Here is a 2,898-nt window from a genome sequence, read left to right as displayed (position 1 = left end):
CACCGAGTCGGATTGATAGGAGACGACGTTCAGCTCCATGCCCACCGGCCGCTGCGACTCGAGCGCCGCGAGCCGCGCGCGCACCGCATCGCCCATCTCGACCACATTGCCGCCGGCGACATTGGACAGGCCGAGACCGATGGCAGGCTGGCCGTCGTAGCGCACCAGTGCCCGCGCCGGCTCGACGACGTCGCGCCGGATCTCGGCCACGTCCTTCAGGAAGATCACCTGCTCGCCGCCGCCGGCGCCGAGCACGATGTTGCCGATGGCGGCCACCGAATCGACCTGACCGTCAGGGACGATGCGGATGCGCTGCGGGCCGGCGGTCAGGTCCCCGGCCGCCGAGATCAGGTTCTGTCGGCGCAGCGCCTCGTCGATCTGTTCGCGGGTGATGCCGAGCTGCGCGGCCTTCGACGCCGCGATCTCGACATAGATCGCATCTTGAGGGGCGCCCAGGGTCGCGACCCGGGCCACGCCTGGCACCAGCACCAGCTCACGCTCGAGCACCTCGACGTAGTCGCGGACCTGCTCCAACGAATAGCCGCCGCCGGTGACGGCGAAGAACAGCGCGTAGACATCGCCGAAGTCGTCGTTGACCACCGGCGGGCCGGCGCCAGGCGGCAAAGACCGCTGCGCATCGGCAATCTTGCGCCGGAGCTTGTCCCAGACCTGCTCCAATTGGTCGCGGCTGCGCGCGAAGGGTAGGTTGATCTCCACCTTGACCCGCGACAGCCCGATGCCGGAGACCGAGGTGATCTCCTTGACCTCTTGGAGCTGCTGCACGGCGCCTTCGATGACATCGGTGACCTCGTCGGCGACCTGGGTCGGCAGCGCGCCGGGATAGGGCGTGGCGATCACCGCCTCGCGGATCACAAACTCCGGGTCCTCGAAGCGGCCGAGCTGCTGGTAGCTGATCCAGCCGCCGACCAGTAAAAGCAGGCAGCCGAGCCAGGCGATGGTGCGCTTATCGAGCGTCGCGGCGGCGAGGTTCATGGCGGCGATATCAACGCTCAGAATCGAGCGGATGCACCCGCATGCCGTCGCGCAGGCTATGCACGCCGGCGGTGACGATCTGCTCGCCGGGCGCGAGCCCGCTCAGCACGGCGACCTCCGCCGCCTGCAGGGCGCCGGTCTCGATCGGGCGGCGGCCGACCTGGCCGTTCTCGGGGTCCACGACCCAGACCCTGGGTGTGCCGTCGGCAGCTGCGACCACGGCGGCGATTGGGATCAGCACCGGGGCCGCGCCATCGGCCGCAGCGTCGCCCTCGGCGCTGGCTTCGATGGCGGCGTTCACACCAGCTCCGGCTGTTGCCGAGGAGGACGCCCGCGCGCCGGCGCTCTCCGGAAGCACCTCGACGGCCATCCCCGGCAATACCCGCAGATCCGGCGGCGGCGTCAGCCCGAGCACGACCTCGTAGGTCTGGGTCTGCGGATCGGCTTCGGTGGCGAAGGACTTGAGCGTCAACGGCAAGCGGCGCTCCGGAAGGTCGTCGAAGACCGCGAGGCCCGCGGCACGCCGCGGCTCGCCGCGCACCACTCGCTCCGGCACGTGGATCACGATCTCCAGCGCGTCCGGATTCTGCAGGCTCACCACGGGCTCCTTGGCCTGCAGGGTCTGGAAGTTCTCGGCGAGCTGGCGGGCGATGACGCCGGCGAACGGCGCCGTCAGCCGGGTGTCGTCGAGGTCCTTCTTGGCGGCGGCGAAGCGCGAGCGCGCGACTTCCATCGCGGTGCGCTTGCGTTCCACCTCGGCGCGCGCCACGGCCTGGCTCCGCTCCCAGAGCTCGCGCACGCGCTCGTACTCGGCGGTGGCGGCCTCGAGCTCGGCCTGGGCCACATCCAGCGCGGTCTGATAAGCGGCCGGGTCGAGGCGCGCGATCAGCCCTCCCGCCGGCACGGCTTGCCCCTCGGTGACGGGCAGATCGATGATCTGGCCCGGCACGTTAAAGGCCAGCTCGACGCGCTGCACGGCGCGCACCCGGCCCGGGAAACGCAGGTTCGAGCTCAGCTCCGCCGCGCGGATTGTGAGTATCTGAGCGGGGCGAGAGCTGTCGGCAGGCGCGCTCGGCGGCGGTGCGGACGGCTGGCAGCCGGCAAGACCGACCAATAGCCCAAGGATGAGGATCATCAGGCGGCGGCTGGGGCCGAGCAGCGGCCTGGGGCCTCGCCCGGAGTCGTCGGCGGTCATGGTGTCCTGATGCATCCTGAAACGGCTTGGCAAAGTCTCCAAATTATCCGGCAGGTCGCCAGCCGGCTGCACGCCTGCACTGCCCATATTGGGCAATGCAGAGAGTGTCAACGTCAAAGCCATCACCAGTTCCAAGGCATCATGCGCCCGGCCTGGCCCATGGTCGAATCCACCCCGGCGGCCATGACGGCCATCTGGCTTCGCATCCCCCGCACCTCGGTCGCCAGTACCGACAGCGCGTCCATTTTCCGATCCATCGCAGTCATCCGGGCGTTGATGACATGGATGTCGTCTGCCATCGAAGCGACGACCCGGTAGAGCTCCGGCATGACCTCAACGGAGCGGCTCATGCTGGATAGCACCAGCGCGACCGTCGCGCCGCTGTTGAAGTCGGGCGAGACCTGCATGTACTCCCGCACGAGCGCTGCTTGTTCCTCGAACCGCTCGAGCCGCGTGCGTTCCGCCGGTTCCAGACCCCTGAGCAGGCGCGTGCGCCGCTCCTGCGCCGCGTCGGGATCGGTCCGGGCGATCGGGGGTGGGACGATGCGCGCAACCAAGTCCGTGGTGGCTCCGAGGGTGAGGTACAGACCGCCGCCGAGGACCACCAGTGTGACGAAGAAAAGCCCGACGCGCAGCCTGCGCTCGGCGCGTCGGGTGGCCTCGTAACGGACCTCGAAGCGTTGTAGGGCGGCGGTGAGCCCGGCGATCGC

3 protein-coding genes are annotated in these 2,898 nt (G+C 69.5%); all 3 read right to left on the bottom strand.

The window, feature by feature from the left end; translation table 11 throughout:
* The coding region (locus tag ACY693_RS17705) for an efflux RND transporter permease subunit (RefSeq protein WP_462323129.1) at window positions 1–993 on the bottom strand (993 nt) is incomplete at its 3' end.
* 10 nt (window positions 994–1,003) lie between these two features.
* Entirely contained in the window at window positions 1,004–2,314 is a 1,311-nt protein-coding gene (locus ACY693_RS17700) for an efflux RND transporter periplasmic adaptor subunit (protein ID WP_462323130.1), read from the bottom strand.
* A partial coding sequence (locus ACY693_RS17695; RefSeq protein WP_462323128.1) for a hypothetical protein occupies window positions 2,311–2,898 on the bottom strand: 588 nt, incomplete at its 5' end. The genes ACY693_RS17695 and ACY693_RS17700, both read right to left, overlap by 4 nt.

This window comes from Halochromatium sp. (assembly GCF_054919635.1).
The sequence above is the reverse complement of the archived record's forward strand: the minus strand, read 5'-3'. Positions and strand labels throughout refer to the sequence as shown.